General features: G+C 59.7%; 20 protein-coding genes. 18 read left to right on the top strand and 2 right to left on the bottom strand.

Going from position 1 to position 22,544, the window contains the following annotated elements; all coding sequences use genetic code 11:
- Positions 1 to 23 precede the first annotated feature (23 nt).
- Both CPAR_RS10260 and CPAR_RS10255 read left to right on the top strand, forming a co-directional pair.
- Positions 24 to 1,964 carry a fumarate reductase/succinate dehydrogenase flavoprotein subunit gene (locus CPAR_RS10260; RefSeq protein WP_012503246.1) on the top strand — a complete coding sequence of 647 codons (1,941 nt, stop codon included), beginning with the start codon at positions 24 to 26 and terminating at the stop codon, positions 1,962 to 1,964.
- 8 nt (positions 1,965 to 1,972) lie between these two features.
- Positions 1,973 to 2,746 (top strand): succinate dehydrogenase/fumarate reductase iron-sulfur subunit, encoded by a 774-nt coding sequence (locus tag CPAR_RS10255; RefSeq protein WP_012503245.1) that lies wholly within the window; start codon positions 1,973 to 1,975, stop codon positions 2,744 to 2,746.
- A gap of 81 nt (positions 2,747 to 2,827) precedes the next feature.
- Here the strand turns inward: CPAR_RS10255 and CPAR_RS10250 are convergent, their stop codons facing one another.
- Positions 2,828 to 3,499 (bottom strand): fibrobacter succinogenes major paralogous domain-containing protein, encoded by a 672-nt coding sequence (locus CPAR_RS10250; protein ID WP_041466198.1) that lies wholly within the window; start codon positions 3,497 to 3,499, stop codon positions 2,828 to 2,830.
- Positions 3,500 to 3,688: 189 nt separating this feature from the next.
- On the opposite strand from CPAR_RS10250, the gene CPAR_RS10245 reads away from it, so the two are divergent.
- The 4 genes from CPAR_RS10245 to feoB all read left to right on the top strand — a co-directional run bounded on the left by CPAR_RS10245 (position 3,689) and on the right by feoB (position 7,195).
- Positions 3,689 to 4,192, top strand: a complete 504-nt coding sequence (locus CPAR_RS10245; protein ID WP_012503243.1) for a hypothetical protein — start codon at positions 3,689 to 3,691, stop codon at positions 4,190 to 4,192.
- Positions 4,193 to 4,239: 47 nt separating this feature from the next.
- Positions 4,240 to 4,626, top strand: coding sequence for a histidine triad nucleotide-binding protein (locus tag CPAR_RS10240; RefSeq protein ID WP_012503242.1), 387 nt, complete (start codon positions 4,240 to 4,242; stop codon positions 4,624 to 4,626).
- 140 nt (positions 4,627 to 4,766) lie between these two features.
- A complete protein-coding gene (locus CPAR_RS10235; protein ID WP_012503241.1) occupies positions 4,767 to 5,060 on the top strand; it encodes a FeoA family protein in 294 nt (97 codons plus the stop codon).
- Positions 5,057 to 7,195, top strand: a complete 2,139-nt coding sequence (gene feoB / locus CPAR_RS10230) for a ferrous iron transport protein B (protein WP_012503240.1) — start codon at positions 5,057 to 5,059, stop codon at positions 7,193 to 7,195. The genes CPAR_RS10235 and feoB overlap by 4 nt, the downstream gene beginning before the upstream one ends.
- Positions 7,196 to 7,307: 112 nt before the next feature.
- On the opposite strand, the gene topA is transcribed toward feoB, so the two are convergent.
- Positions 7,308 to 9,707: a type I DNA topoisomerase gene (gene topA / locus CPAR_RS10225; protein ID WP_012503239.1), complete on the bottom strand. Its 2,400-nt coding sequence runs from the start codon at positions 9,705 to 9,707 to the stop codon at positions 7,308 to 7,310.
- A 394-nt stretch (positions 9,708 to 10,101) separates the two neighbouring features.
- On the opposite strand from topA, the gene CPAR_RS10220 reads away from it, so the two are divergent.
- From CPAR_RS10220 to CPAR_RS11385, 12 genes are all read left to right on the top strand, one after another.
- Entirely contained in the window at positions 10,102 to 11,862 is a 1,761-nt protein-coding gene (locus CPAR_RS10220; RefSeq protein WP_232203907.1) for an N-acetylmuramoyl-L-alanine amidase family protein, read from the top strand.
- A gap of 222 nt (positions 11,863 to 12,084) precedes the next feature.
- A complete protein-coding gene (locus tag CPAR_RS10215) occupies positions 12,085 to 13,074 on the top strand; it encodes a biotin--[acetyl-CoA-carboxylase] ligase (RefSeq protein ID WP_012503237.1) in 990 nt (329 codons plus the stop codon).
- Positions 13,075 to 13,088: 14 nt separating this feature from the next.
- Positions 13,089 to 14,093, top strand: coding sequence for a biotin synthase BioB (gene bioB / locus CPAR_RS10210; protein ID WP_012503236.1), 1,005 nt, complete (start codon positions 13,089 to 13,091; stop codon positions 14,091 to 14,093).
- Positions 14,090 to 15,304 carry an aminotransferase class I/II-fold pyridoxal phosphate-dependent enzyme gene (locus tag CPAR_RS10205; protein WP_012503235.1) on the top strand — a complete coding sequence of 405 codons (1,215 nt, stop codon included), beginning with the start codon at positions 14,090 to 14,092 and terminating at the stop codon, positions 15,302 to 15,304. Before bioB ends, CPAR_RS10205 begins: the two co-directional genes overlap by 4 nt.
- A complete protein-coding gene (locus tag CPAR_RS10200) occupies positions 15,301 to 15,981 on the top strand; it encodes a pimeloyl-ACP methyl esterase BioG family protein (RefSeq protein WP_012503234.1) in 681 nt (226 codons plus the stop codon). The genes CPAR_RS10205 and CPAR_RS10200 overlap by 4 nt, the downstream gene beginning before the upstream one ends.
- Positions 15,978 to 16,763, top strand: a complete 786-nt coding sequence (gene bioC / locus CPAR_RS10195; RefSeq protein WP_012503233.1) for a malonyl-ACP O-methyltransferase BioC — start codon at positions 15,978 to 15,980, stop codon at positions 16,761 to 16,763. The genes CPAR_RS10200 and bioC overlap by 4 nt, the downstream gene beginning before the upstream one ends.
- The gene (bioD, locus tag CPAR_RS10190; RefSeq protein WP_012503232.1) at positions 16,760 to 17,455 is read left to right on the top strand and encodes a dethiobiotin synthase; all 696 of its coding nucleotides are present in this window, start codon (positions 16,760 to 16,762) and stop codon (positions 17,453 to 17,455) included. The genes bioC and bioD overlap by 4 nt, the downstream gene beginning before the upstream one ends.
- Before the next feature lie 138 nt (positions 17,456 to 17,593).
- Positions 17,594 to 18,868, top strand: coding sequence for an adenosylmethionine--8-amino-7-oxononanoate transaminase (bioA, locus tag CPAR_RS10185; RefSeq protein ID WP_012503231.1), 1,275 nt, complete (start codon positions 17,594 to 17,596; stop codon positions 18,866 to 18,868).
- Positions 18,869 to 18,969: 101 nt separating this feature from the next.
- Positions 18,970 to 20,649 carry an AMP-binding protein gene (locus CPAR_RS10180; RefSeq protein ID WP_012503230.1) on the top strand — a complete coding sequence of 560 codons (1,680 nt, stop codon included), beginning with the start codon at positions 18,970 to 18,972 and terminating at the stop codon, positions 20,647 to 20,649.
- 22 nt (positions 20,650 to 20,671) lie between these two features.
- Positions 20,672 to 21,181 (top strand): hypothetical protein, encoded by a 510-nt coding sequence (locus tag CPAR_RS10175; protein WP_156773429.1) that lies wholly within the window; start codon positions 20,672 to 20,674, stop codon positions 21,179 to 21,181.
- Between the two features lie 164 nt (positions 21,182 to 21,345).
- Positions 21,346 to 21,918 (top strand): class I SAM-dependent methyltransferase, encoded by a 573-nt coding sequence (locus tag CPAR_RS11320; RefSeq protein WP_232203906.1) that lies wholly within the window; start codon positions 21,346 to 21,348, stop codon positions 21,916 to 21,918.
- The gene (locus CPAR_RS11385; RefSeq protein ID WP_332130398.1) at positions 21,918 to 22,544 is read left to right on the top strand and encodes a THUMP-like domain-containing protein; all 627 of its coding nucleotides are present in this window, start codon (positions 21,918 to 21,920) and stop codon (positions 22,542 to 22,544) included. The genes CPAR_RS11320 and CPAR_RS11385 overlap by 1 nt, the downstream gene beginning before the upstream one ends.

Below are 22,544 nucleotides of genomic sequence, written 5' to 3'. Positions count from 1 at the left end.
CGCCGCATGGAGACCGATTGCCGATGATCAAACTCAAAGCCAACGCGCCGGGCGTGCCGCTCGCCGACCAGTGGGACGCCTACAAGGCCGGCTGCAAGCTGGTCAGCCCGAACAACAAGCGCAAGCTCGACATCATCGTGGTCGGCACGGGGCTTGCGGGCGCTTCGGCAGCGGCAACGCTCGGCCAGCTCGGCTACAACGTCAAGTCGTTCTGCTATCAGGACACGCCTCGCCGGGCGCACAGCATCGCGGCGCAGGGGGGCATCAACGCCGCGAAGAACTACCAGAACGACGGCGACAACGTCTTCCGGCTCTTTTACGACACCATCAAGGGCGGCGACTACCGGTCGCGCGAATCGAACGTCTATCGGCTCGCCTCGATCAGCCCGGAGATCATCGATCTCTGCGTGGCGCAGGGCGTGCCCTTCGCCCGCGAGTATGGCGGTCTGCTCGCCAACCGCTCGTTCGGCGGCGCGCAGGTATCGCGCACCTTTTACGCGCGTGGACAGACCGGCCAGCAGCTCCTGATCGGCGCGTACAGCGCGATGAGCCGTCAGATCGCGGCAGGCACGGTGAAGCTCTACAACCGACGCGACGTGCTCGACATCGTCATCGTCGATGGCAAGGCGCGGGGCATCATTGCGCGCAACCTCGTGACCGGCGAAATCGAACGCTATTCGGCGCACGCCGTAGTGCTGGCGACGGGCGGCTACGGCAACGTCTTCTACCTTTCGACCAACGCGATGGGCTCGAACGTCACGCCGGTCTGGAGCGCCTACAAAAAGGGGGCGGCGTTCGCCAACCCCTGCTTTACGCAGATTCACCCCACCTGCATTCCGGTGCACGGCGAGTTCCAGTCCAAGCTGACGCTGATGAGCGAGAGTTTGCGCAACGACGGGCGCATCTGGGTGCCGAAAGAGAAGGAGGATGCCGAGCTGATCCGGCAGAAAAAGCTGCGTCCGGAGCAGATTCACGAGTCGAAGCGCGACTACTACCTCGAACGCCGCTACCCGGCCTTTGGCAATCTGGTTCCGCGTGACGTCGCCTCGCGGGCGGCCAAGGAGCGTTGCGACGCGGGCTACGGCGTCGATGGCCACGGTCGCGCGGTCTACCTCGATTTCAGCGATGCCATCGAGCGGCTGGGCCGCGCCGAAATCTCCGCGCGGTACGGCAACCTGTTCCAGATGTACCAGCGCATCGTCGATGACAATCCCTACCGCACGCCGATGATGATCTACCCGGCGGTGCACTACACGATGGGCGGCCTGTGGGTCGATTATGAATTGATGACCACCGTGCCCGGCCTCTACTCGATCGGCGAGTGCAACTTCTCCGACCACGGCGCGAACCGCCTCGGCGCGTCGGCGCTGATGCAGGGGCTCGCTGACGGCTACTTCGTCTTGCCCTACACCATCTCGGGCTACCTCTCGCACGAAATCAACACGCCGCCGATTCCGACCACCCTGCCGGAGTTCCACCTCGCCGAGCGCGACGTGATCGACCGGCTCTCCCGTCTCAAAAAGAGCGGCGGCAATGAGTCAGTCGATCACCTTCACCGCAAGCTTGGCAAGATCATGTGGGAGTATTGCGGCATGTCGCGCAACGAGGATGGGCTGACCAAGGCGCTCGGCCTGATCGCAGAGCTGAAGGCGGAATTCGAAGCGGGCGTCAAAATTCCGGGCGGACTGAAGGAGTACAATCCCGAACTCGAAAAGGCGTGCCGCGTTGAGGATTTCATCGAACTTGGCGACCTGATGGTGCGAGACGCCCTGCATCGCAAAGAGTCGTGCGGCGGCCACTTCCGCGAGGAGTACCAGACCCCTGACCACGAAGCGCTGCGAAACGATGATGACTTTGCCTACGTCGCCGCGTGGGAGCACAAAGGCCGCGACGCCGCGCCGGAGATGCACCGCGAAGAGCTGCACTTCGAGACGGTGAAGCTCACGCAACGATCCTACAAATAACGCTGCCCATGAAGTTCACCCTCAAAATCTGGCGACAGAAAAACGCCACGGATAAAGGCGGCATGGTGACCTACAAGGTCGATGCGGTCTCACCCGACAGCTCGTTCTTCGAGATGCTCGACCAGCTCAACCAGCAGCTTATCGGCAAGGGCGAAGACCCGGTCGCCTTCGACCACGACTGCCGCGAAGGCATCTGCGGCACGTGCAGCCTCTATATCAACGGGCGCCCGCACGGCCCGATCAGGGGCGCGACCACCTGTCAGCTCCACATGCGCTCTTTCCGCGACGGCGAGACCATCTACGTCGAACCGTGGCGCTGCGGCGCGTTTCCTGTCGTTAAAGATTTGATCGTGGATCGCAGCGCGCTCGACACCATCATCCAGGCCGGAGGCTACATCTCGATCAACTCCGGTGGTGTGCCCGACGCCAACGCCATCCCCGTGCCCAAACCCAATGCCGACTCGGCCTTCGACGCCGCCGCCTGCATCGGCTGCGGAGCCTGCGTGGCCGCCTGCCCCAACGCCTCGCCGATGCTCTTCGTCGGCGCCAAAGTCTCCCACCTCGCCCTCCTTCCGCAAGGCCGCATCGAAGCAGAGCGCCGCGTCCAGCAGATGGTTGCCGCCATGGACAGCCTCGGTTTCGGTTTCTGCAGCAACACCTACGCCTGCGAAGCGGAATGTCCCAAAGAGATCAAAATCGCCAACATCACCCGCCTCAACCGCGAATTCCTCGCCGCCAAACTCGCCGCCGAGAAGGAGAAGAACGGAGGATTTACGATTTAGAGGGGATTTTTGATTGTGGCAGATCAATCCCCTTCAGGAGGCGACAACCGTAAGCAGTCGCCTCACGAAAAGCTCCCGTATTCAATCCTTCACACACCGGACGGCAAAGCCGTTGTTCGGGCCTACTTCGCCGCCGCGCAGGGTATTGTCGTAAAAACCGAGGGCTCGGCCGTAGGGTTTGCCGTTGGGGGCTTGAGAGCTTGTCCAGAAACGGGCGAATTTGCCGAGCATCAGAAAACCTCCGTCGGCGTCGCGGCGAGCGCCGGAGGGCAAAGCGTCGAAGCCGTTGCTTTCAGTTTCGTCGTCGGTCGAGCCTTCCCATTTTTCCGAAGATTTCAGGACTTTGCCTGCCTGTTCAGCTCCGCCGACCGCATCGGCTAAAGCCTGCCACTCCTCGTCGGTGGCGACGTGCCAGCCTTCGGGTGCGAGGCCTCGCGGGTCGTTGACCGCGAACCAGTTGTAGAGAAAGCCGAAGGTTTTGCCGTTTTCGGGGTTGTTTTCATAGCTGCATCGCGCGCCGCTTTCGAGCTTCGGCCACTTGGCAGCATCGGCTACCTCCGGGATGGGGTCGCCGTTCCGGTAGCGGGTGACCTTCAGGTTTTCGGTCATCCAGACCTTGTTGCCGATTTTGACGGTGTCGTAGGTGTTGCCGTCGATGTCGGTGACCGGGCCGCTTGTGTTGGCGTTGCAGCCGACCATGAGCAGGGTGACAAAAAAGAGCGACAGCATCGAAACTAAAGTGTGTCTGTTCATCGTTCGTTTGCTTGATTGTTTAAGGGGCGCTTTCCGGAACGCATCTCTCGAAAAGTAGGTTAACGGGCTTACGATGGTAATGTAGTGATCGTAACGCCGTTATGCTACTCCTGAGTTGCTACGGCCAGCCCTCTTTTTTTGTACATTTGCAGAAGAGAAACGGTTATCAGCCACCAATCACCACCGATCATGAGCCGGCAGGGTTTTTTCAGATTCACAGGGCGCATCGCGCTCATCACTCTTGCGGGCCTTCTCGGAGCCTGCGGTCACAAGACGGAGTCCGAGACGCCGCCTGTTGCGCCTGCGGCTGCACCGGCTCCTGCCGATTCGACCGAGTCCGATGTGACCATCGATTCCGGTGATCGTTCTTTCGAAATCACCGATAAAGTTCAGCCCTGGCCGTCGGAGATGCCTGCCGAGGTGCCCCATTTTGCAGCCGGCACGATCCGGAAGATCATCAGAACCGAGACGCCAGAGGGTAGAAGCTGGGATATGGCCATCGACGGCATCCCTTCAAATTCGGTCAAAGCGTTCGTTGATGCGCTGAAAGAGGCCGGATTCGAGACCTCTTCGCTCATCGTTCCTGAAAAGGAGGGCGACCGGGGCAGCGTGACCGGGTTGAAAGGTGAGCTTACCGTGGTGCTTATCGCTTCCGGAGGCAATGCCACGCTGTCGGTCATCCTCAAAGAGTAGCGGTGGCACTGTGCCCGGTTAACCAAGAACTAAAAAAGGACGAGCTTATGTCACGTTACGACCCCGACTGCATTTTCTGCAAGATCGCTGCCGGTCATATTCCGGCCAACCTGATCTACAAAAATGACCACGTGGCTGCGTTCCACGATCTCAATCCGGTTGCGCCGGTTCATATTCTCATCATTCCGCTGGAGCACATCTCGTCGCTGAGTGAGCTGACCGATAGCGATTCGGAGATTGCCGGGCAGATCTTGCTCACCGCGCGCGTTGTGGCCGAGAAGATGGGGGTACTGGGATCAGGCTATCGACTGGTGTTCAACAACGGAGCCGATGCTCTGCAGAGCGTCGGGCATATTCACGCGCATCTGATCGGTGGCAAAACGATGGGGTGGCCGCCGTTTGCCGGTCGTGAGGTGGCGCACGGAGATGGTTGAGCCGGTGCGCTGAGGCCCTTTTTTACAAAAAACAGCCGCTCTTCTTCAGAAAGAAATCTTTTTGCTTGGATTGTTTGTTATTTGTAATTAGTCTATTTAAGAAAATTTTTTGCCGATCTGTTATCAGGGGTTGAAGAGATATGAAGTTATCGGAATTGAAAGTCGGCGATCGTGCATTAGTGACTGCGGTTCAGGCTGAACCGGCTGTCAGGCGCAGGCTCATGGATATGGGCCTTGTGAGGGGTACGGAGCTTGAGGTACTGCGGTTTGCGCCGCTCGGCGACCCGATCGAGGTCAGTTGCAATGGCTTGCTGTTGACGATGCGGCGGAACGAGGCCGAGGGCATCACGGTCAACAAGATTGAATTGTGTAACGTACCGCAGGGTGTCGGGCCGGGACTCCGTAAACGCCATCGTTTCGGACGGCGCGCATGAGTACGAAAAAGAAGATTACCGTTGCTCTTGCCGGCAACCCGAATGCCGGCAAATCCTCACTTTTCAATGCGTTGACCGGTGCTCACCAGCGGGTGGGCAACTTCCCCGGCGTGACGATCGAGAAGCACGAAGGCTATCTCGATTATCGCGACTACCGCATCAATGTGGTGGATCTGCCCGGCACCTATTCGCTGACTCCCTACTCCCCCGAAGAGATCGTTACCCGCCGTTTCATCATCGACGAGCAGCCCGATGTGGTGGTCAATGTGGTCGAGGGCACCAACCTCGAACGCAACATGATGCTGACCGTGCAGCTCATGGAGATGGAGGTTGATCTGCTTGTGGCGCTGAACATGATGGACGAGGTCGAGGAGAAGGGATTCAAAATCGATATCGACCAGCTTGAGCTCCTGCTCGGCAGTCACATCGTTCCCACCTCGGCGCGTCAGCGCAAGGGGCTCGACGACTTGCTCGACCATATCATCCGCGTGGTTGACGGGCGCATCGAGATCAAAAAGAACAAGATCTCCTTCAGCCTTGAGGTCGAGAAGGCCATCGACAAAATTGCCGATCTGCTCTGCCATGAGCCGGAGCTGGATGAGGCCGCGAATCACCGCTGGATGGCGATCAAGCTGCTCGAAAACGACCGCGAGATCTACAGCCAGGTGCAGAAGTATCCGGTGTGGGTCAAGATCGAGTTGGCCTTGCAGGAGGCGATTACGGAGTGCGAGTTTCTGCACGGTACCGATCCGGAGGCGCTGATTACCGAGGATCGTCACGCCTTCGTGCGCGGCGCGATGCAGGAGTGTGTGCGCAAGCCGAAAGCCGCGCGTGCCACGGTGAGCGACTACATCGACTCGGTGGTGCTGAACCGGGCGCTCGGCCTGCCGGTCTTTTTCCTTGTCGTCTGGGCGATTTTTCAGCTCACTTTCACGCTCGGTGCTCCCCTTATGGAGGCGCTCGATTACTCGTTCGGCTTGCTCTCCGACACAGTTGCGCCGCATCTGCCCGCGGGCATTATTCGCTCGATCTTTGTCGAGGGGGTGATTTCCGGCGTGGGCAGCGTGGTGGTGTTCCTGCCGAACATCGTGCTGCTCTTCATGGGTCTTTCGTTCCTCGAGGCGTCGGGCTACATGGCGCGAGCGGCGTTTGTCATCGACAAAGTGATGCACCGTTTCGGGCTGCACGGCAAGTCGTTTATTCCGATGATTACCGGCTTCGGCTGCTCGATTCCGGCCATCATGGCCACGCGTACGCTGAAGAGCCGCTCTGACCGGCTGGCCACCATCATGACGATTCCCTTCATGAGCTGCGGTGCGAAGCTGCCGGTCTATGTACTGCTGGCGGGGGCATTTTTCCCTCCGACGATGGCAGCCAACGTCATGTTCGCGATCTATTTTCTTGGCATCATCATGGGGCTCTGGACGGCGTGGCTGCTCAAGTCCACTGTGCTGAAGAGCGACTCGGAGCCGTTTGTGATGGAGCTGCCGCCGTACCGCTGGCCAACCTTTTCGTCGGTCATTTTCCAGTCGAAGATGAAGGCGGTAATGTACCTCAAAAAGGCGGGCACCTTGATTCTCGGCGCGGTGATCCTGATCTGGGTGGCAAGCAACTATCCGCGCAGCGCCGAGCTCGATGCGCAGCTTGCGCGCGAATCAGCGAAGATCGAGGCTTCGGCGGTTGCGTCGGAAATCAAAGCTGAGCAGTTGCAGAAGCTCGAAGCGAAGATCGAGGCCGGTCAACTCGAATACTCGTTTGCGGGACGAAGTGGCAAGCTGCTCGAACCGCTCATTCGTCCTCTCGGTTTCGACTGGCGGATCGGCATCTCGCTGGTGACAGGACTTGCCGCCAAGGAGGTGGTGGTTTCGACACTCGGCACCATTTTCTCGATCGGTCACGCTGCCGGAGAGACGAGCTTGTCGGAGATTCTGCGCAGCGAGCCGGGCTTCAGCCGGGCAACGGCGCTGAGCCTGATGGTGTTCGTGCTGCTCTACATTCCCTGCGTGGCGGCGGTCGGTGTGATGAAAAAAGAGATTGGCGCGTGGAAGCCTGTGTTACTCTACTCAGCCTACGTGCTGGCGGTGGCGTGGGTGGCTTCGTTCATCACCTATCATCTCGCCCTGCTGTTTACGTAAAGCATCCCCGTGCCTGAAAGCAACATCGCCATCGAATCATGATCGGATTCGATGGCGATACTTTTTTGACGGGCTTTTGCTTCAGTTGCGTTATCGGTGTCAGTCCCAACTCCTACGCTGAGGCTTCGCTCTCCACCTCTTCGCTCGGGGCGTTGATGAGCCCGGCGTCTTCTGCGCGGATGATGATGTCGTCGATGGGCAGATTCATCGGCGCGGGCGTACCGTCGAGCATGGTGATCGCCACGGAGGGGTGGGCGGCCAGATGTTCGTCCATGGTCTTCTCAAGGCGCGTTTGGGTCGCTTCGTCAAGCGAGTTCCACGAGAGCCGTCCGCGGCATTTGGGGAATTTCGAGCAGCCAAGCCACAGGCCGCGCTTGCCGGTTCTGAGGTACATCGGCGCGCCGCACTTCGGGCATTCGAGGTCGGTGGTGAACGGTGGCGTTTTGATCGGTTCGATGTGGCGCTGCTTGCTGAGGTTGAGCAGGGTGTTGCACTTCGGATAGTTCGAACAGGCCAGGAACGGGCCGAATCGGCCGTTGCGCAATAGCATGTGTCCTTCGCCGCACACCGGGCATTTGACGCCGGTTTCTTTCGGTTTGGCCTTGTTGGTGGCGAGCGCCTTGATGTTTTTGCACTTCGGGTAGTTCGAGCAGCCGAGGAACTTGCCGCTGCTGGTCCATTTGACGATCATGTGTCCCTCGCCGCACTTGTCGCACCGTTCCGCTTCGCGGTTCTGCGGAATGAGCGGATCGCTTTTGCGGTGGCTCAGCACCGTTTCGAGCGGACGGTAGAAGCTGTCGAGCACCTTTTCGTACTCATCATCTCCCGATGCGACCTTGTCCAGCTCGTCCTCCATTTCGGCGGTGAACTTCACGTTGAACAGGTCGGGGAAGTTGGCCACGAGGATGGTCGAAACGTCCCGACCCAGCTCGGTCGGCACGATCTTCTTCTTCTGAAGCTCGACGTAGCGGCGCTCCTGCAGGGTCGAGAAGATTGCCGCATAGGTTGACGGGCGGCCGATGCCGTAGTTGTCCAGCTCTTTGACCAGGCTTGCTTCGGTGAAGCGGGCGGGCGGACGGGTGAAGCTCTGCTTGCGGTCGAGCTCCGACATCCTGAGTTGCTCTTCGACCGAGAGCTTTTCGGGCAGCTTGACCATCTGCTCTTTTTCAACCTCGTCGCGGGTCGATTTCTGCGCCTCGTATTCGAGCTCCTGCTGATCGTTATAGACCTTGAAAAAGCCGGGGAAGAGCACCTTGTTGCCGGTGGCGCGGAACACGAACTCCTTCTGGTGATCTTCCACGTCAACGCGCGTCTGCTCGATTTTGGCCGGAGCCATCATCGAGGCCACGAAGCGCTTCCAGATCAGCTCGTAGAGCTTGAACTGGTCTGCGGATAGATGCTTGCGCAGCGATTCAGGCGTGCGATAGACCGAGGTCGGGCGGATCGCTTCGTGCGCGTCCTGCGCGTTCTTGCCAGCCTTGCCCTGCCCGCCGAACCCTTTGTACTCTTCGCCGAACTGCTGCGAAATGTAGTCATGCGCCTGCGCGATCGCTTCTCCGCTGACGCGGGTCGAGTCGGTACGCATGTAGGTGATGAGGCCGGTCGCGCCCTCCGAACCGAGGTCGATGCCTTCGTAAAGCTGCTGCGCGGCGCGCATCGTCTTTTTCGAACCGAAGCCGAGCTGGTTGGATGCCGCCTGCTGCAAGAGTGAGGTGGTGAACGGCAGTGGCTGCTTGCGCTGAAGCACCTTTGGCACGATCTCGCTCACCGCGAACAGGCGGTCCCTGATCGCTGATACGATGGCTTCGGCCTGTTCGCCGGAGCCGATCTCCGGTTTCTTGCCTTTGACCTTGACGAGCTTCGTGCGGAAGGTTTCGCCAGATTCCGTGGTGAAGTCGGCATAAATCGTCCAGTACTCCTGCGGCTCGAACGCCTCGATCTCGTTCTCCCGCTCGCAGATCAGCCGAAGTGCTACCGACTGTACACGGCCAGCCGAAAGTCCGCGATAGACCACATTCCACAGGAACGGGCTGATCTTGTAGCCTACGATCTTGTCGAGCCCCTGCCGGGTCTGCTGCGAACGCACGAGCCGGTAGTCGATCTGCTTCGGATTGTTGACCGACTCGATGATGGCGTTTTTGGTGATTTCGTTGAAGAGCACGCGATAGACCGGTTTTTTGGCGAACTCGATCTCGTTGGAGATGTGCCAGGCAATCGCCTCGCCTTCGCGGTCGGGGTCAGTGGCGATCAGCACTTCGTTGGCTTCTCCGGCAAGTTTCTTGAGCTGCCGCACCACCTTCTCCTTTCCGGCGATCACCTCGTAACGGGGCTCGTAGTGGTTGTCGAAATCGATGCCGATCTCTTTTTTCGGCAAATCCTTGATGTGGCCGACCGAGGCGTAAACCGTGTAGTTGTCGCCCAGGTACTTGTTGATGGTTCTGGCCTTGGATGGTGACTCGACAACGATGAGCGTCCTGTTTTTGGCCGATGGAGTAGCGCTTTTTGAAGCCATGGGGTTTTGATCCCTTTTGCGTTGGGATTTGGACAGAGGGCATCGCTGCAACCTGCCGCTCGTTTCGGGCGCCGTATTGGCCCCGTCGCGAAAACTGTTGGAGCGGAACCGCGTTTCAGCGCCGCCCGTGAATGAACGAAAAGATAGGGCTTGCTTGCCAAAAAACAAATTTGGCCTTGTTGCGGTGCTTTTGCAACAGTGACGCTTGATTTACGTAACTTGGGCGCAAACGGCACTGGATGGTGACCTATTTATTGCTTATTATTCAGGGCAATTCTCTTTCTTTGTTCCGGATTTCCGGCAACAAAGAAGAGTGCTTATCATCGAATCGAAGAATAACGGGGGCAGCCGGTTTCGTGCACCGCAGCTCCAATGATCCATTGTGATACTATCAATGCCTGAACGCATATCCTTTCCGCAATTGCGCCTTCTCGGCGTGCTGGTTCTGACACTTCTTTTCGCTTCAAAGGCTTCGGCGGAGTCTTCAGGTCAGGACGACCTATTCATGCATGTTTCCAATGCTCCGGGGCAGAGCTATACCATCAAGGTGCAGGGCTACCCGTCAGAGGGTGAGTTCATGGCCGATATGGCCTCATTTGCCCGCGCCTTGCGACTCGGCAGCGTGTTCGACGGCTCGAAGATGCAGATCGACGAAGCGTTCGGCAAGTCGGTGACAAGCAGCATTCTCCGGAGTGGCAGCGAGTTTGTGGTGATCGACTCGGCGGCCGGTTCTACCCCGAAACGGGTCATTCAGCTTGCCGCTGCGCCGTCAGTGCGCGATGGCCGGATGTATCTGCCGGTCACTCAGGCTTGCCGGATGTTCTCTTTGTGGCTCGGACGTTCGGTGCGCTACGATTCCGGTGCCAACAAGATCGACGCATCTCTGGCCGGGCGCTCCATGCCGGGCGGTGGCCGTATCGGCGTTTTGCCCGCCCGCGAATCCGCGAGCTCGACTGACAACAAGCCACCGTCGTCCTCATACATACCGATACAGCCGGGTGCGGGCAGCTCGGTCGCCGGTAAAACTACGGTGAACGATATTCGAGTTGAAACGCTGGCGAACGGTGTGGTCATCCGCTTTTCGGCATCCGGCTCGAAGCGCCCGGCGTCGTTTCTCAGGCCTGATAAACAAGGCACAGCCTATTTGACCATCGAAGATGTTCAGGGCGATCCGAAAGGCCTTGCGCGTACCTTCCAGGGCGGTGTGGTCAAGTCGGTGAATCCGGTTTCGCTCGGCAATGGCGCCATGCAGTTCAACATCGCGCTTGATACCGCGGCCTTCGTTGTCAAGTCATCATCGTTCCGCTACGATGCGTCCAATAATGACTACGTGGTCTCCATCATGAGCGATGTCGACGTCGATGCGATCCATCGCACTGAAAAGGAGCGGCTGATTCAGGCGCGCCTGAGCCATGACATCGACAAGTGGAAGCTCGATGCTGTGGTGATCGATGCCGGTCATGGCGGCAAAGACCCCGGAGCGATCGGCACGCGGGGCACTCGGGAAAAGGATGTGGTGCTGAACGTTGCCCTCGATCTCGGCCGGTTTATCAAGCAAAAGTGGCCCGATGTCAAAGTGATCTATACCCGCAAGGACGACCGTTTCATTCCGCTGAAAGAGCGGGGAAAAATCGCCAACCGTTACGGCGGGAAGCTGTTCATCAGCATCCATTGCAACGCGATTGCCGGCGATCGGAAAGAGAAAGTCCGCGGTCCGGAGGTCTACATTCTCGGCCCCCACAAGACCGATTCGGCGCTCAAGGTGGCTATGCTTGAAAACTCGGTCATCACTGAGGAGGAGAACTACAAGGAGAGCTACAAAGGCTTTTCCGACGAGTACCTCATCATGAGCAGCATGGCGCAGAGCGCTTTCGCGATGCAGTCGACCGAGCTGGCACAGGCGGTGCTCGGGCGTTTTGACCGCAGGGGAAGCACGATCAGCAACGGCGTACGGCAGGCCGGTTTCATGGTGCTCTGGACGCCTTCGATGCCGAGCATTCTGGTCGAGACCGGCTACCTCTCCAATCCGTCCGAGGAAAAAATGCTTCGTGACCGCAAGTCCCAGACCTCCATCGCCTGGGCCATTTTTCAGGGTCTCCAGCAGTACCGCTCCAGCTACGAAAGCCGCATGATGGCTTCCGGCTACACCAAGTAAGGAGCGCTCTCAGCAAATCCGACGAGCGACAGTATTCAATCGTTACCGATTGGCGGGCTGTTGCTGCGTTTGTAAAGTTGTCAACCGCTAACTACATTCCGGTTGACAATTGTGCCGTCTGCTTGCTGGCGTTTTGCCTGAATCACCGACTTTTTGAAGCATGAAGCTCCCGTTCAAGAGCCATCGTGGTCTATTGCTTCGCGCAGCCCGGGAGGTGATGTCGTGAATCCGGTGGCGTCAAACATCCTTCAGCGGCTGATCGACGAGGGCGGGTTTGTTTCCGGCGAGGCGCTCTGCGCCGAACTCCGGATGAGCCGCAGCGCCGTGTGGAAGCACATCGGCGCGCTTCGAAATGCCGGATACGCAATTGAAGCGGTCAGTGGCCGGGGTTACCGGCTGGAACGGCTGACCGGTGCGCCGGTGGCGGGAGAAGTTTCGCCGCTGCTCGATACCGTGTCGTTCGGGCGCACCTTTATCGGCTTGGAGCAGGTCGATTCGACCAACGTCAAGGCGCTGGCTCTTGCCCGCGAAGGGGCGGCGGAGGGTACGGTGGTGGTGGCCGACAGTCAGACCGGTGGCCGGGGGCGGATGCGCCGCGCGTGGGTTTCGCCGCCGGGGGTGAACCTCTACTGCTCGATTGTGCTGCGTCCGCCTCTGCCGTCGGTTCGCGTACCGGAGATTCCGCTGGTGGCCGCCGCGGCGATTCATGGCGCGGTGACGCAGGAGTGCCCGGAGCTGCAAGCATTCATCAAGTGGCCGAACGACCTCATTGTCGCCGGGCGCAAAGTGTGCGGCATCCTCTGCGAAATGGAGTCCGAACCTGATTTCACGCACTTTGTGGTGGTCGGTTTCGGCCTGAACGTCAATCTCGATCCCGTACCGGATGAGTTGCAGGGCATCGCCACTTCGCTGGCCATTGAAACCGGACGGCAGGTATCGCGCGCCCGACTGCTGGCTGCCATCCTCAACCGCTTCGAGCGCCTCTACCGCGAGTGGCTCGACGAAGAGGATCTCGGCTCTCTGCTGCCTGCGCTGGAAGAGCACGCATGGCTGAAAGGTCGAGCATTGCAGATCGAGCAGTTCAACCGCGTGCTGACCGGTACCGAGGCCGGGCTGTCGCCGCAGGGGCACCTGCTCTTGCGCCAGGAGGATGGCACGGTGGTTCCGGTAGCCTCCGGCGAGGCCCATCTGCGCCCAGTCAATCATCAATAAAAAACCGGAGCGACATGAGTTCCCGATTGCATCCAGATATAGAGCGAGCCTACCGCGTACTCGAAACCGGCGAGCCCGTTTCGCTTGAACTCGCCTCGGCGCTGGGGCGGCTTCCCGAAAGCGAGGTGCTCGATCTGGTGTCGCTGGCCAACAAGGTCAAAAACCTGTACGCACCGGGGGAGGGCGGCGGTGTGCACGCCTGTTCGATCATGAACGCCAAGTCGGGCGTCTGCGGCGAGAACTGCCGTTTCTGCGCGCAGTCGAAGCACAACAGCGCCGAGGTCGATGTGTACGGACTGGTCGATGAAGCGAAAGTGCTCGATCAGGCTCGTGCGTTGCATGAACAGGGCGTCGGCCATTTCGGTATCGTCACCAGCGGGTACGGCTACCGGAAGGTAACGCCCGAATTCGAGCGGATTCTGGGGATGATCGACCTCTTGCATCGCGAATTGCCTGACCTCAAGGTGTGCGCCTCGCTCGGTATGCTTGGTGACGAGCCTGCCGCCGAACTGGCTCGCCACGGCATTGCGCACTACAACATCAACATCCAGGTCGATCCGGGTCGCTACGGCGAGCTGATCGCTGACACGCACTCGGTTGACGAGCGGATCGACACCATCCGGCGACTCCGTGCGCATGGCATCGCGGTTTGCTGCGGCGGTATTATCGGCACCGGCGAAACCATGCAGGAGCGTATCGGCATGATCTTCGCGCTGCAGAAGCTCGATGTGACGGTCATTCCGCTGAACGTGCTGGTGCCGATCGATGGCACGCCGCTGGAAGGAGCCGCGCCGGTCTCCGTGCCTGAAATCGCCAAAACCTTCGCCATCTGCCGCCTCGCCCATCCTTCGAAAATCATCAAGTTCGCCGCCGGACGCGAGACGGTCATGAAGGATTTTCAGGGATTGCTGATGCTGGCCGGGGCGAATGGTTTCCTGACTGGAGGTTACCTGACAACCCGTGGCCGAGACATGGAGGCCGACCGGCAGCTTGCCGGGCAGATCGCGCGCTTCTCATGAGCGGGATGGAGATGCAGAGCCCCCGACCGACGATGCCCATCGAAGAGCACATCGCACGGGAGCAGGAAAGGCTTCGGGCGAAGCAACGGTACCGCACCCTGCCCGAAACCGGAGCAAGGCGCGGGCCGTACATCACGGTTGGCGGGCGCGAGCTGCTGAACCTCTCCTCCAACGACTATCTCGGTCTCGGTTCGGAGCCTAAACTTCTCGCTTCGTGGATGGCGCAGGTTGAATGCGGCGGTGCAGATGGGCGGTTCGCCATGACCAGCTCCTCGTCGCGGTTGCTGACGGGCAATTTCCCGGTCGGCGGCGAGCTTGAGTCAGCCATAGCCAAAGCCTACGGCAGTGAAGCCGCGCTGGTGTTCAACAGCGGCTACCATGCCAACACCGGGATCCTGCCCTCGCTGAGCACCCGGCACGACCTGATCCTCTCCGACCGCCTCAACCACGCAAGCATCATCGACGGCCTCCGCATTGCCGAAGCCGAGTATCGCCGCTACCGCCACGCCGACTACGATCATCTCGAAGAGCTGCTCGCTTCCGCTGCCGGAAAGTACCGCCAGGTGTTCATCGTCACCGAGTCGGTTTTCAGCATGGATGGCGACCTTGCTGACCTGCGGCGCCTGGTTGATCTCAAAAAGCGCTACGGCGCGATGTTGATTGTCGATGAAGCACATGGCGTCGGCGTCTATGGCCAGCGCGGGCTTGGTCTCTGCGAAGCGCTCGGAGTGCTTGAGAATATTGATATTCTCATCGGCACTTTCGGCAAGGCGCTTGCCTCGACCGGCGCGTATGCTGTCATGAGCGGGCTGTTCCGCGAGTATCTCGTCAACACGATGCGCACGCTCATCTTCACCACCGCCCTGCCGCCGATGATGCTTTCGTGGAGTCTCGCGACCTTCACCCGTCAGCTTGAGATGCGTCGTGAGCGTGAGCACCTGCTCGGCTTGGCCGCGCGCCTGCGCGAGACGCTCGGCGATGCCGGGTTCGAGACGCCCGGTGAGAGCCACATCGTGCCGGTGGTGCTCGGCGAAGACCGCGCGGCAGTGGCGATGGCCGCGGCTTTGCGCGAGGCGGGCTACCACGCGCTGCCGGTGCGTCCGCCGACGGTGCCTGAAAACAGCGCCCGCCTGCGCCTCTCCCTGCGCGCCGACCTCGCTGTCGAGCAGATTGATGCACTGGCTTCAACCATGCAATCGTTGCGATCATGAAGGCGGAGTGGATTATCCGTCGGGGGAGCCGGAAGTTGCTGCTTTTCTTTAACGGCTGGGGCATGGATCGGCGCGTGGCCGACTGGGTTGTTTCGGCCTCGGCCGCATTCGACGGGCGGGACATCGCCGTGGTGTACGACTATCGCGACCTCACGCTTCCCGACTGGCTTGGCGAGGCGGTGGCCGGAGTGGATTCGGTCGAGCTGCTGGCCTGGTCGATGGGGGTCTGGGCGGCGGCTCGTGCAGGTCTCGAAAAGGTTGATCGCGCCGTGGCGCTGAACGGCACGCCGTGGCCGCGCGATGCGGAGAGGGGCATTTCGCCGGAAGTGTTCATGGGGACGCTCGAAGGGTGGAACGATGCCAACCGCCAGCGCTTCGAGCGCCGGATGATGACCGGCGTTCCGCAAGATGTCGTCGAGAACGTCCGCTCGGAACGTAGCTCAGCCGAGCAGAAGGGCGAGTTGCAGGCGATTGCCGATTCGCTCTCCTCCGGGCAGCGGCACTCCGTTCCCACATGGAATTATTCGAAGGCGATTGTTGGCGGCCGCGATCAGATTTTTCGTGCTGAAAACCAGCTTCGTGCATGGCGGGAGGCCGGGGTGCAGGTCGTCGACTATCCGGCGATGCCTCACTTCCCCTTTCATTACCCCGAAGTTTTGACGGAGCTGTTGGCATGAGTGGACGGGTTGACAAGCAGCTCGTTGGTCGCCGTTTCCGGCGAGCGTTGCCCTCCTACGAGCGGAATGCGGAGGTGCAGGCGTACATGGCCGGGTGTTTGCTTGATATGGTTGAACGTGCCAGAGGCCTGCCGGATCACATCGGCCGGGTGTTGGAGTTCGGGGCCGGGGCGGGGATGCTCACCTCTCGGCTCTTCGAACGCTGCTCGGCGGACGAATTTTTCGCCAATGATCTGGTTGCCGAAAGCCGCAGCTTTGTCGAACAAGCTGTTTCGGGTTGTCAAATCGGACGGACGGAGTTTCTGCCGGGCGACATCGAGCAGCTCGATCCGCTGCCCGGCAATCTCGATCTGCTCGTCTCGAACGCCACCGTGCAGTGGCTTCACGACCCGGCACGCCTGTTCGAACGGCTCGCTTCATCGGTCAGGCCGGGTGGCATCGTGGCGTTCAGCACCTTCGGCACGGAGAACATGCGCGAAATCGCCGCGCTCGGCGAGACGGCCCTTGGCTACCGGAGTCTTGACGAACTCGCGGCTCTGGCGGGCGAGGCGTTCGAGGTGGTCGAAATCCACGACGAACTGCGCCGGCAAGAGTTCGAATCGCCCGAAGCCGTCCTGCGCCACATCCGCGAAACCGGCGTGAACGGCGTTGCCCGGCGCACCTGGACGCGCACGCAACACCGCGAGTTCCTGCAACGCTACCGAGCGTCGTACTCCACCGGACGTGGCGTCGTGCTTACCTGGCATCCGGTCTGGTGCTGCTTCCGGAGGCGGGAGTCATGAGAGGTGTGGTCATTGCTGTGGGCGGCATTGACACCGGAATCGGCAAAACTGCTGCTACCGGCCAGCTGGCGCGCTACTTCGCTGAAAAGGGTCTGCAAGTGATCACCCAAAAGATCGTGCAGACCGGGTGTGAGGGCATTTCGGAGGACATTGTCGAGCATCGTCGCATCATGGGGAGCGACCTGCAGGAGGTCGACCTCGATGGCAGCACCTGTCCTTACGTCTTCCGCTTTCCGGCCTCGCCGCACCTGGCAGCCGCGCTTGAAGGAAGCGAGATCGATTTCATGGAAATTCGGCGTCGCACCTTCCGGTTGCAGTTGCGCTACGACCTCGTGTTGCTCGAAGGGGTCGGCGGGCTGCTCGTGCCGCTCACGCCGGAGCTGCTCTTCGCCGATTATGTGCGCGACGCAGGATACGGCCTCGTTCTGGTCAGCTCCTCGCGGCTCGGCAGCATCAACCACACGCTGCTCTCGCTCGAAGCGTGTGCGTCGCGAGGCATCGAGGTGCGAGGTGTGGTGTACAACCGCTTCTTCGAGGCCGACGAACTCATCGCCAGCGACACGCGCAAGGTAATTGCCGCCGCCTTGAAACGCTACGGCTTCGGCAACGCTCCGCTCGTCGATCTCGACGCGGAGGGTCGCTTGTCCGATCCAGAGGCGCTCGTCCGCATCATCAATCCGCAGAACGATTAGTGCTTTGGATACAATGCCTCGCAAATGACGGCGGAGAAAGAAATTGGGCTAAAGCCCTGATATATTTTTTGTTATGCATACACCCCGGACTAAAGTCCTGGGCAATTATCAAGCGTTTTAATTGCCGAAGTAGTAATCATGGATATGGATTTCGACCGCCACCACCTCTGGCACCCTTACACCTCGATGGCCGATCCCTTGCCGGTCTATCCGGTCAAAAGCGCCAGCGGCGTGATGATCGAACTTGAAGATGGGCGTCAACTGATCGACGGCATGTCGTCGTGGTGGGCGGCGATTCATGGCTACAACCATCCAGTGCTGAACCGCGCTGCAACGGAGCAGCTCGAGCGCATGAGCCACGTGATGTTCGGTGGCCTGACGCACGAACCGGCCATCGAGCTGGGCAAAATTCTGATCAGCCTGTTGCCCGATCCGCTCGACAGTGTCTTTTTCTGCGACTCCGGCTCGGTGTCGGTCGAAGTAGCGATCAAGATGGCGCTGCAATACTGGCGGGCGGCTGGCAAGCCGGACAAAAAGCGGTTGCTGACGGTGCGCTCCGGATACCATGGCGATACCTTCATGGCGATGTCGGTCTGCGATCCGGTGACGGGAATGCACAGCCTTTTCAGCGGCGCGGTACCGGAGCAGCTCTTCGTCGAGTCGCCGTCGTGCGGTTTCGGCGAGCCGTGGCGCGAAGAGGCGATTGAAGAGATGCGGCAGGCGCTCGAAGATCATGCGGACACCATCGCGGCGGTGATTATCGAACCCATCGTGCAGGGCGCGGGCGGAATGCGCTTCTACTCGCCGGTCTATCTGCAACGGCTGCGCGAGCTGTGCACGGAGCACGGCGTGCTGCTCATCTTCGACGAAATCGCTACCGGCTTCGGGCGCACGGGCAAGCTCTTCGCGATGGAGCGCGCGGGCGTTACCCCCGATATCGTCTGCCTTGGCAAGGCGCTTACCGGTGGCTACATGACCCTCGCCGCCACGATCGCCACCGGCCACGTCGCTGACACCATCTCCGGCGGCGATCCCGGACTCTTCATGCACGGTCCCACCTTCATGGCCAACCCGCTCGCCTGCGCGGTCGCCGTGGCGAGTCTCCGCCTGCTGCTCTCCGGCGACTGGCGGGCCACCGTCCAGCGCATCGAGCGCCAGCTCGCCGAAGGGCTCGCCCCATGCGTGAAGCTCAGTGCCGTGCGTGATGTCCGGGTGCTCGGTGCAATCGGCGTGGTCGAACTCTACCACCCGGTCGATATGGCGAGCATCCAGAAGCGCTTCGTCGAGTATGGCGTTTGGGTCAGGCCCTTTGGCAGGTTGGTCTATCTCATGCCGCCGTTTATCATCAGCGAGGCCGAGCTGGTTCGTCTCACTTCAGCGGTTTGTGAGGTTCTTGTCGAGGAATATGGATAAAATCTCTCTATATTTGAGGGAAAATTGACCGTATATATTATCGGGTCATTTTGTCCAGCCGTAACGAATCCAATCCTGCGATAACCCACAGCTGATTTATTATGACTGAAGCTCCCTGGCTCAGCCATTACGACGAGGGTGTCCCACATTCCCTCGCGCCTTACCCTCAAGTAACGCTGCCTGACCTGCTTCGTCAGAGCGCATTGGAGTTTCCAGAAGACCCCGCGCTGCTCTTTCTGGGCAACACCATTTCCTACCGGCGCCTTGAACAGGAGAGCGATGCCTTTGCCGCTGCCCTGTTTGGCTGTGGCGTGCGTAAGGGTGATCGGGTGGCGGTGCTTCTGCCCAACTCGCCCCAGATGATTATCGCCGAATTCGGCATCTGGAAATGTGGCGGCATTGCGGTAATGCTTAACCCGCTCTTCACGGAGCCCGAACTCGAACGAACGCTCGATAACTGCGAAGCCGAAGTCGCTGTCGTGTTTGCCCCGTTCTATGAAAAGGTCAATCATCTCCGGCTGAAAACTTCGTTGAAGCGGTTGATCGTCACGGGCTTGCAGGACTATCTGCCCGAAGCGGCGCGAGAGGCCTTTGTCGCCAAGAACGGAGGTGAGTCCATCCTTCCGCTGCCCGGTGACCTTGAGATGCAGGCTATGATCGAAGCTTATCGTGATGCTGTGCCGCCCGGAATCGAGCTGTCGCCGAAAGACCCGGCGCTTTTTCTTTTTTCCGGCGGCACGACCGGCAAGCCGAAATGCGCCATCGGACGGCATGAAGCGCCGGTCATCACCGGTATGCAGGTGAACGCCTGGTTCAGACCCGTTTTTGGCGATCAGCGGGTTCCATTCATGCTCAATCTCCCGCTGTATCATGTTTACCCGCAAGTTGCCATCATGAGCAGCGGTTTTATCAGGCGCTCCCCTTTGGTGCTTATTCCCGATCCTCGGAATTTCGAGCTCCTCATTACAACGATCAAGCAGCTCAAGGTGGGGGTGTTGCCGGGTGTGCCGACGCTTTTCAATGCTCTGGCTGCCCATCCGCTGCTCCAGAGTGACCCGCAAGCCCTCAGTTCACTCAAGCTGATCATCTCGGCGGCCGCACCGCTGCATCTCGAAACCCAGAGCCGTTTCGAGGCGTTGACCGGCGCCACGATCATCGACGCGTACGGCTTGACCGAAACGATGGTTTCGCCGGTCTGTTCTCCGCTGCTTGGCCGCAAGAAATACGGCTCGGTTGGCCTGCCGGCTCCGGATGTGGAGGTGCGCATCGTCGATGCCGAAACAGGCGCGGAGCCGGTTGCTGTCGGCGAGGTCGGCGAGATTGTCATCCGTTCACCCCAGCGCATGACCGCTTACTGGCGTGAGCCGGAAGAGACCGAAGCCGTTTTGCGCGATGGCTGGGTTTTTTCAGGCGATCTGGGTTATCTCGACGACGATGGCTACCTCTATATTGTCGATCGCAAAAAGGATGTCATCAAGCCTGGAGGTTTTCAGGTCTGGCCGCGTGAAGTCGAGGAGGTCATTGCCAGTCATCCCGACGTGCTCGAAACCGGTGTGGCCGGTGTGCCGGACGATTATCAGGGCGAAGCTGTCAAGGCATGGGTGGTGCTGTGCGAGGGGAGCTCTCTGGATTATAGCGAGCTGAAAGCCTGGTGTCGTAAGGAGCTGGCGGCTTACAAAGTGCCGAAGCACATCGAGTTTTGCGATTCCCTGCCGAAGTCGCCGGTTGGCAAAGTGCTCCGCCGGGTGCTTGTGGAGCGGCACAATGCAGGAGGATGTTGACTGCCAGGGAACAAACGGCGACATGAAGAGTTATGCCGAGACGACAACGAAAGGTATGCTCTTCAATTTCGAAAAGGGCTTGCAAAACAATTCATTGACGAGGCGTTGCCGCTGGACTAAGTTTGCATTTCGGCACTATCAGGGTTCCAGCGAGGTATCAGTAACCCATATTTTCGGTAATCAGAACTATGATGCTGAGATATTAGACAACCGACAACACAAGTCACCTTTTTCGTTTATCGAAGTTACGCAGGCCTGCGAAGGCGAAAATGATCATTACAGGCCGCTAGCTCTGAAAAGAGATGGTCATGTAAGCGCTTATGGACCAGTGAATAAATCCGGCACGAAAGCGACAAAAATTCATGTGGATGTAGAATCTATTGCCACTTCTCCTTCTTGCCTTTACAAAAAAGCCTGTCAATTTATTGAGGATGCTATACAACGTAAACTAGTCAAGCCATATCCGCAGGAAACAGCTGTACTGGTTTATTTTGACGATTGGGGTTTTATGTATGCAAGAAGAAGATTATAACGATAATCTACGTAGCCGTATTTACCCGACTCTTCACCAGATAACACAATTTCGATGGCTTGCTATTCTCGGTTGGTCTGGTCGGACGTTTGTGGAATTTGATCTTGAAAAAGATCTCGCATGAGCTTTAAAGTATCGCCCTTGCCGCCCCTGATTTTCCCCCCATGACTCTCGACGAACTCCACAGCCTGCTCGACCCGCAAGTGCTTGCGCTGATCGATGCTCACGCGGGCGATGACCCAGCGGATTTTGCGATGCGCTTTCATGGGCGAAGCGATTTGCCCGTGCGGGCGATGGCCGAGCAGATCGCGTGCCGCAAGAAGGCCGCCGTGAAGCTGCCGTCGTTGTCGCGGTTTCCATTGCTCTACACCAAACTCGCGCTCGAACAGGCTTCGGGCGAGCGGGCGGCGGAGTGGAAGGCGTCACTCATGCAGGGGCGGCGGGCGATTGACCTGACGGGCGGCCTCGGCATCGACACGCTGTTTCTCGCCCGGCGCTTCGAGCACGTCGTGTCGTGCGAGCGGAACGAGGCGCTGGCGCGGCTGGCGGAGGCGAACCGGCGCGTGATGGGCGTCACCAATGTCGAGACGCGCATCGGCGACAGCGCGAGCTGCTTGCAGGGTACGCCGACGATTCGTTCGACTGGCTGCTGGTCGATCCGGCGCGGCGGGAGCATGGCGGACGTTCGGCGGGCCTCGTGGCGTCGAGTCCCGACGTGGTGCGGCTGCACGACCTGATGCTGCGCAAGGCGCGGCGGGTTTGCATCAAGGCCTCGCCCGCGCTGGAGTTCAGCGGGCTTGAGCGTGCGCTTCCGGTTCTATCGGAAGTTATCATCGTCTCTGTTGATGGCGAGTGCAAGGAGGTGTTGCTATTGCTGGATCGCGAGCATGAGACGGGCCGCAAACCGGAAATTCGTGCGGTGTGCCTCGGAAGCGAGACGTTCGAGATCGCGTCATCCGGGGACGAGCCGCCTGATCGCGTGGTTGCGGAAGCCCCCGGCGCGTGGCTCTACGAGCCGGATGCGGCGATCATCAAGGCGCGGCTCACCGGCGAGCTTGCCCGTCAAATGGAGCTCGAATTTCTCAATCGCACGGTCGATTATCTCACGTCTGAACGGTTGGTCGAGCGTTTTCCCGGCAGGTGTTTCCGGATCGAGGAGTGCCACCCGTTCAGACCGAAGAGTTTCCGGAAGGAGCTTGCCGAGCTGGGGATTAAGAAGGCCGCCATCCAGCGGCGCGATTTTCCGCTCTCTGTCGAGGAGCTGCGCAAGTGCTACAAAATCGGCGAGAGCAGCGAGCGCTATCTCTTTTTCACGAAGGATGCGTTGGGCGGCCTCATCTTGCTTTCGTGCCGCAAGCCGTGA

The sequence above is a fragment of the Chlorobaculum parvum NCIB 8327 genome, from assembly GCF_000020505.1.
Lineage (GTDB): Bacteria > Bacteroidota > Chlorobiia > Chlorobiales > Chlorobiaceae > Chlorobaculum > Chlorobaculum parvum_A.
Note: the sequence above shows the minus strand (reverse complement) of the source record. Positions and strands in the feature narration are given on the sequence as shown.

Coding starts and splice junctions, on each gene's coding strand:
- CPAR_RS10260 (WP_012503246.1), top strand. CDS start 24: ATGATCAAACTCAAAGCCAACGCGCCGGGCGTGCCGCTCGCCGACCAG.
- CPAR_RS10255 (WP_012503245.1), top strand. CDS start 1,973: ATGAAGTTCACCCTCAAAATCTGGCGACAGAAAAACGCCACGGATAAA.
- CPAR_RS10250 (WP_041466198.1), bottom strand. CDS start 3,499: ATGAACAGACACACTTTAGTTTCGATGCTGTCGCTCTTTTTTGTCACC.
- CPAR_RS10245 (WP_012503243.1), top strand. CDS start 3,689: ATGAGCCGGCAGGGTTTTTTCAGATTCACAGGGCGCATCGCGCTCATC.
- CPAR_RS10240 (WP_012503242.1), top strand. CDS start 4,240: ATGTCACGTTACGACCCCGACTGCATTTTCTGCAAGATCGCTGCCGGT.
- CPAR_RS10235 (WP_012503241.1), top strand. CDS start 4,767: ATGAAGTTATCGGAATTGAAAGTCGGCGATCGTGCATTAGTGACTGCG.
- feoB (WP_012503240.1), top strand. CDS start 5,057: ATGAGTACGAAAAAGAAGATTACCGTTGCTCTTGCCGGCAACCCGAAT.
- topA (WP_012503239.1), bottom strand. CDS start 9,707: ATGGCTTCAAAAAGCGCTACTCCATCGGCCAAAAACAGGACGCTCATC.
- CPAR_RS10220 (WP_232203907.1), top strand. CDS start 10,102: ATGCCTGAACGCATATCCTTTCCGCAATTGCGCCTTCTCGGCGTGCTG.
- bioB (WP_012503236.1), top strand. CDS start 13,089: ATGAGTTCCCGATTGCATCCAGATATAGAGCGAGCCTACCGCGTACTC.
- CPAR_RS10205 (WP_012503235.1), top strand. CDS start 14,090: ATGAGCGGGATGGAGATGCAGAGCCCCCGACCGACGATGCCCATCGAA.
- CPAR_RS10200 (WP_012503234.1), top strand. CDS start 15,301: ATGAAGGCGGAGTGGATTATCCGTCGGGGGAGCCGGAAGTTGCTGCTT.
- bioC (WP_012503233.1), top strand. CDS start 15,978: ATGAGTGGACGGGTTGACAAGCAGCTCGTTGGTCGCCGTTTCCGGCGA.
- bioD (WP_012503232.1), top strand. CDS start 16,760: ATGAGAGGTGTGGTCATTGCTGTGGGCGGCATTGACACCGGAATCGGC.
- bioA (WP_012503231.1), top strand. CDS start 17,594: ATGGATATGGATTTCGACCGCCACCACCTCTGGCACCCTTACACCTCG.
- CPAR_RS10180 (WP_012503230.1), top strand. CDS start 18,970: ATGACTGAAGCTCCCTGGCTCAGCCATTACGACGAGGGTGTCCCACAT.
- CPAR_RS10175 (WP_156773429.1), top strand. CDS start 20,672: ATGAAGAGTTATGCCGAGACGACAACGAAAGGTATGCTCTTCAATTTC.
- CPAR_RS11320 (WP_232203906.1), top strand. CDS start 21,346: ATGACTCTCGACGAACTCCACAGCCTGCTCGACCCGCAAGTGCTTGCG.
- CPAR_RS11385 (WP_332130398.1), top strand. CDS start 21,918: ATGCTGCGCAAGGCGCGGCGGGTTTGCATCAAGGCCTCGCCCGCGCTG.